Source organism: Pseudoalteromonas rubra (assembly GCF_005887095.1).
Taxonomy (GTDB): Bacteria; Pseudomonadota; Gammaproteobacteria; order Enterobacterales; family Alteromonadaceae; genus Pseudoalteromonas; species Pseudoalteromonas rubra_E.
In genome coordinates this window covers 1-5,773 of the sequence record NZ_PNCI01000099.1, presented here as the reverse complement: position 1 = coordinate 5,773, position 5,773 = coordinate 1, and the positions used below count along the sequence as shown (strand labels likewise).

The following is a 5,773-nucleotide window of genomic DNA, read 5'->3' as shown; positions in this document are numbered from 1 at the left end:
GCAGTAATTTGTTCAGAATCTGTTGTTTACGTTCTTCACTATAACGAGGCACACTTACACCTGACCGCCCCAATTGGTTAAATATTAGGAGTGACAACTATCCTGCCATAGGGGGTTTTCCCTCCTGTTATACTAATATTTTTATCAGTTATGATAGAGGTTGTAATTCACTTGTTTGAAAAGCAAAAGAGGAATGGATTTCGCAAAGAGATAAGAATAAAGAAAGAGCCTAAAAATAAAAACATAAAAAGATCTTGCAATCACTATCTTGCCGAGTATGTCAAAGGTGATATGTATAGCTCCACAGCTATAAGTGTACCTATAATTTTATTTATTAATAATGTGGTTGGTGATTATAGGAGTTACAGATTTGGTTTTGATAATTTGGATCAGTCCGGATTAGAATTGATTTCTTTAATTATTTTTTCTTATCAGTTGGCTTATTTAGTGATTTATCTTGTGAAATTTTCATTTGTAGATTGTAAATATAGAATAGCTCTCCTTCGTCCATTTGATGAGGCAAGTTCTAAAGGTTCTCTATTTCTAATTGATCATCTCAACAAATACGGTGAGGTAATTACGCTTAGTGACAAAAATATAGTTAAAGAAAGAGCGAAAAGATTAAGTTTTTTTGATCTTGCGTTTAAACCAATTCTATTTGAAAGTTCAGACTTAAACTGGAAGGGGCATGTTTCTTATATAGCAAGTTCTTCAGATCATGCTGTTTTTGATCTTAGCAAAATTACTCCCGCTGTTGAATGGGAACTAAACTTGATTATTAGTAGTTTCCCTAAGATAAAGGTCATTGTTGTTGTTTTTGATGATAATTTGGAAAGACGAATTAGACGGAAATATTCTAACATAAGCTAGATTTCCAAGCCGATAAAATTGATTTTAGGATTCAGCTAAAAATGCAGTTAGGTATTGAGTTCAAACGTAATCATTGAGCAGGTGAAATAAAAATTTAATTTTATTTTTTAACGCTATTTTAGTTACATGGGTGATGTGCTTACCAAAAATTTTTTAACGTGGCATCGCTGGAGCATCCATATATGTCGGGCCCAGAAACCCTCCTCATGAAAAAGAGCTTCCGTGCATTGCGTTGCAAATGCTGTGATTTATCTGGTTTTAGATATTAAACTTCTGCTCTTTGGAGAGAATCAAAGCCTGAGCTTTGGAATTTTGTTCAATGTTAAGGTGTTTGTGTGTTTTCTTAAAATTTTCTAATGGTTTGAGGATTGTTAAGGGCTACATTTATGTTGGGTTCTGGCAGGAGTAAGGTTTTTAATTTGTTAGGGAGTTTTTTATTGCTCTTCAGTGTAACCACGTTTGCCAAATTAGACTTGGGAGGTGGTGTTTTATTTGTTAATGATTGTAATGAAGTTGAAAGGGGAGTTCAAGGTGGTGTAACAAATTATAATAATTCAATTGAGTTTGATAGAAGCTCTCTTGATTATATGAATGTGTATAGTGTGGAGGTAAAAACTTCCCTTCGAGAACTAAGGGTATTAGTGAAATATGCGCTTAGCAATGGATTAAAGCCTTTGCATGGAATCGCGTATAGATCTAAACGGCCTACGTTGAATGACCAGAGTTGGCAATCTCTGGCGTCCAGCGTTGAGCGTTATGTCACTTACCAAGATTTCAATCCTTGCAATAAAGTTTGGCTTAATAAAATTTACATGGGAAGCAAGCACCATTTGAGTATTTTTAACATGTTAGCTTCTATGGGGTTTAAGAAAGAAGATTATGAGTTGGATTTTGAAGGTTGTCACTTGTTAAAGGGTACATTGATCCCTCATGTTGACACTATATATATTGAAGCTATAAATAGTGAATTATGATTTTATATCCTAATTTGTTTATAATTGCGAAATTAAGCACGCTATTTACTATGTTGGCTTACTCACTGAATGTTAATGCAAGTAGTAAGGTTGGGGTGACAGACTTTGCCGTGTATGATCGCTTTGATGGAAAATATGACATCTATGCTCTTCATGTATTTGCTGGCCGCCCGGGTTCACAGGTGCTTAAGTTTCACATTTGTGGTCAGGTATATGAAAAAAGTACGAGCGCAATGGGCACGAAGTTTAAAATAGACAGGTGAAATAAAGACAAAATATAAGGTTTTGAGTTTTGAACATGATGGAATGGAATTCGTTCTGGCGGTTTCTTTCAAAGCTGCCATATTTCTATTTTTAGTCGTGGTGGCTTGTAAGCCTGATCTAATAGTGAAAGATAAAGCTTAACGAGACAATTAAAGTAATGCGGGTGAGCGGCATTTTTATGAAACCGCGTGTGTCAGCGAGTTTTTTCTAATAACTTAAAGCAGTTTTAAGGTTCTTTATAGCTGTAACCAAGTGTTTATGGTTGTGCTTGGATTATTGAAGAAAAACCTGATTTACTGTCAGAGAACAGTTCACCACAAGGTACATCAATCTTACAGTTAAATGAGCAACCATTAAACTTAGATATAAGTCGGCACTCTACAAAAATAACTCTTTAAACTGATCCCACAGGCCTAGCGACTCATTGGCAAAAATATCTATACCTAACCAGGATTTAAGCAGATAAAGAACAACGAGTATAATACCCAACAAGATCATGGCAACAACTAATAAGGTAATCAAAAACATAATTGCTGCTGTAACTCTTTCTGTGTGGCTCAGGCGACGTTTGTTCACCCCGCCTAGAAAGACAAAATAAAAGCTCCAGGGTAAAAAAGGTAACGCCAGAGTGGGTCTGAAATCTATTTTATGATTGTTCCAGTCCCGGGTATTGATTGCTTTTTGTAGTGCTTTGCGTTGTTTATAAGTAAAGCTTGCTGCAACCTCAGGGTCCATTTTGCCCAAGAGCTGCTTAACATGAGCATGTCTTTGGTCGGATTTATTCACCGTCATACAGCCTCCTTAGTCATTAAGTCATGTCAGTATTGAGACGGCAACAGGTTTGACGTGCGCACTCACCCCAAAAGATTTAACGATTATTCTATGAGTTTAGCCCGACATATCATGCTATCAATAACAGCAGCAATCTAATTCATATAATTATCCTGCTGTCAGTGTTGGGGCTTTCCTATGTTGTCTAATTGCCCAGGCGGTGAACAGCCCTGCACTGATAAACATAAACAAGCTATAGATGCTTGGTGCAATAGACATCACTTCATTGCCCAACAGCCCGGTTGTTACCAAAAGGGCGAGGGTGCCATTTTGCAGGCCCACCTCTAGGGTAATGGTGCGGGTCTGTGTATCGCAGCGCAATAAAGTGCGCGCCACCACAAATCCCATAATCATAGAAATCAGGTTTAGGGCGATCACAGAGGGACCTGCCTTGACCTGGTAATCAACCAACTTATCGCCCAGTTTAATACAAATACTGACTATCACCAGAAGTAAGACAGCGACCGAGAACCAGCTGATATAGGGACTGGCTGATTTGGCAAAGTGAGGCCACCTGGCATTAATCGCCATACCGACCAGGACTGGTAAAACTCCGACAACAATAAGCTGTAACCAGGCTTTTAAAATAGGGAACTCGATCAGGGTATCGTTTTGCCCATAATATCCGATTGCCCATGCAGCCAGAAATGGCAAACTAAATGGGGTGATAAACCCTATCACGGCGGTTAAAGATACCGACAGGCCGACATCCCCTTTGGCCAGATAAGAATAGAGGTTAGAGGTTGTCCCGCCCGGGCATAAAGCCAGAATAAATAAGCCAATTGCCAGCTCCCCTGTAAGCCCTGTAAATGCAATAACAGCAATGGCAAGCAAGGGAAGTAGAATAAGCTGGCATAATGCCCCGATGAAAAAGCTTTTGGGTTGCAGAAACACGCGTTGAAAGTCTGCCATTTTCAGGCTAAGGCCCACGCCAGCCATAATAAATATCAGTGCGACAGGTAAGCCGATTTCGATCAATGCAGATGGCATGTCTTTATCCTTGTTGTGCCCGGTTCAGTTAATCTTAGCAAGCGTAACAGCACATCGTCACATTCATTTTTATTCAATGGCGTCTGGGTACATAGTTGTGCCAACAAGATAGCATGTCTTTTTTACGGTGATGTGATAGCGCTAAGCCATTTTAATGGGATTTGCCAGAAGCGGCTGGAGCAGAAAAGAAAACGGCCAGCCTTTGCGCGACCTGGCCGTTTTTATCCCGCCACTGGTTTGTAGTGCTAATCTATTCAGCAATCTCGTTTGTGTTGGGAAATGTCATATATTTTGATGCAGTTAGATAATTATTCTGATATTTCAATCTCAAAACTGTAAACGGCTGCACCTTTTAAAAGCGAGGTATCTGTGTATACGTTACCAGCGTCCCCTTTTTGAAATTCCCGTCTGAGGGCGTCAAATTCACCCGAAAAATTCAGAGCGGCGACATCCAGGTTTATCTCAATCCCCTCAACTGAGGTGATATTGGTATTCACACTGGTACCAAATTCGAAATCAGGAATGGTTGCCTGAGGTTCACTCATGACTTCCCATCGGACTTTACCATTGACAGTGTCTTCCCATAGTAACGTAATAGCAACCATGTTAACTCGCGGATCCACGCCCGAAAAATCATAGTCGAACAGATTACCGCTGTTTTGGTCCGCCATGGACTGTGCAAATTGCTCAAACGCATTTTGAAACGCGCTGTTGAAGAGCAAAGGCGTGGTGCCAGCAGGCTGGCCATCATCAGCAATGGTGTTTACGGTCGCCGATGAGGTATACATATTAAAGCCCGGTAAAACGGCGTGCTCAGTAATTGCGTTGTATGCATAGCTAGTAGTTGCAAGGTCCGGGAAAATATATTTGTTGCGCGGGTTAGCACCCAGAATGATATGGCTGCTGAGCTGCTCGTTGTCATCAAATGAGCTCAGAAATATGCGTGATTCTGGGTACTCAGCCTTAGAGAAGGGTAAAGCGGCAATATTGACTCTCACACCTGGGCTGGCAAAGTCGCCATCGGTCAGTTCAAGCGGGCCGTCTCCTTCGAGATTAAACAGGCCACCACGCACATCACTGTAGTCTTCATTGCTGATATGCAGGATGGCATTTTTACTCTCGTCACAAAAATAGGCTGAATCTGGAGTCGGAGCTCTCAATGGGACATCGTCGCCAATAAAGCCGCTGATATAGTAGTCTGGCTGACTTGCAGAAAGGGCACTCAGATCCAGGCTTTTTCTCGGGCAGTCACAACTTGGTTTTTGGTCAAACTCAATGATGCCATAATCCGTGTTGGTAACATCCAGCAGGGTATAGAGCTGTGTTTTTAGTGTCTGGCCACCTACACTTTTGGCAACCAAAGAAACGTGATGTGTGTTCTCTGGTAGCGCCTGCGCGAGTTTGCCGTCTGCACCTGTTTTGTTACTGGCAATGACCTGGCCGCTCGCATTATGGAAAATGACATCTGCCACAGTGGGGTTGGGCACTGCGCTGCAATCATTGATGAGTGTTGCTGCCACTGAAAACACAGGGGTCGGTTTATCTGGATCCGGTTTTGAGGCATTGGCTTTTGTTTGTTGTTCGTTACCCACAACAGTCTTATCGCCGGATGAACCACCGCAAGCAGAGAGCGTAATGGCAGTACTGATAGCTAGAAAAAGTCCTTTAAACTTCATTTTTCTCCAATTTATAAATAGTTATTTCCGTACATATTAAAGCTAAATCGTATTTTAACAGATATGGATGTTCTTGTATTATGGACAAAAGGCTTTATTTGTATTCAAAGTTGACTGACTTGTTTTTAGATGTAAGTGAGGGTAGATAACCCCCTATGGCAGGATAGT

5 protein-coding genes are annotated in these 5,773 nt (G+C 40.7%); 2 read left to right on the top strand and 3 right to left on the bottom strand.

What is annotated here, in order from left to right; genetic code table 11:
• The first annotated feature begins 171 nt into the window (after window positions 1–171).
• Both CWB99_RS23175 and CWB99_RS23170 read left to right on the top strand, forming a co-directional pair.
• Window positions 172–870 carry a hypothetical protein gene (locus CWB99_RS23175; RefSeq protein WP_138553636.1) on the top strand — a complete coding sequence of 233 codons (699 nt, stop codon included), beginning with the start codon at window positions 172–174 and terminating at the stop codon, window positions 868–870.
• 386 nt (window positions 871–1,256) lie between these two features.
• Window positions 1,257–1,844, top strand: coding sequence for a hypothetical protein (locus CWB99_RS23170; protein ID WP_138553635.1), 588 nt, complete (start codon window positions 1,257–1,259; stop codon window positions 1,842–1,844).
• Between the two features lie 642 nt (window positions 1,845–2,486).
• Here CWB99_RS23170 and CWB99_RS23165 read toward each other — a convergent pair.
• The 3 genes from CWB99_RS23165 to CWB99_RS23155 all read right to left on the bottom strand — a co-directional run bounded on the left by CWB99_RS23165 (window position 2,487) and on the right by CWB99_RS23155 (window position 5,605).
• Entirely contained in the window at window positions 2,487–2,900 is a 414-nt protein-coding gene (locus CWB99_RS23165) for a hypothetical protein (protein WP_138545901.1), read from the bottom strand.
• Window positions 2,901–3,047: 147 nt separating this feature from the next.
• A complete protein-coding gene (locus CWB99_RS23160) occupies window positions 3,048–3,929 on the bottom strand; it encodes a bile acid:sodium symporter family protein (RefSeq protein ID WP_138553634.1) in 882 nt (293 codons plus the stop codon).
• Window positions 3,930–4,237: 308 nt separating this feature from the next.
• The gene (locus CWB99_RS23155; protein WP_138553633.1) at window positions 4,238–5,605 is read right to left on the bottom strand and encodes a hypothetical protein; all 1,368 of its coding nucleotides are present in this window, start codon (window positions 5,603–5,605) and stop codon (window positions 4,238–4,240) included.
• Window positions 5,606–5,773: the final 168 nt, after the last annotated feature.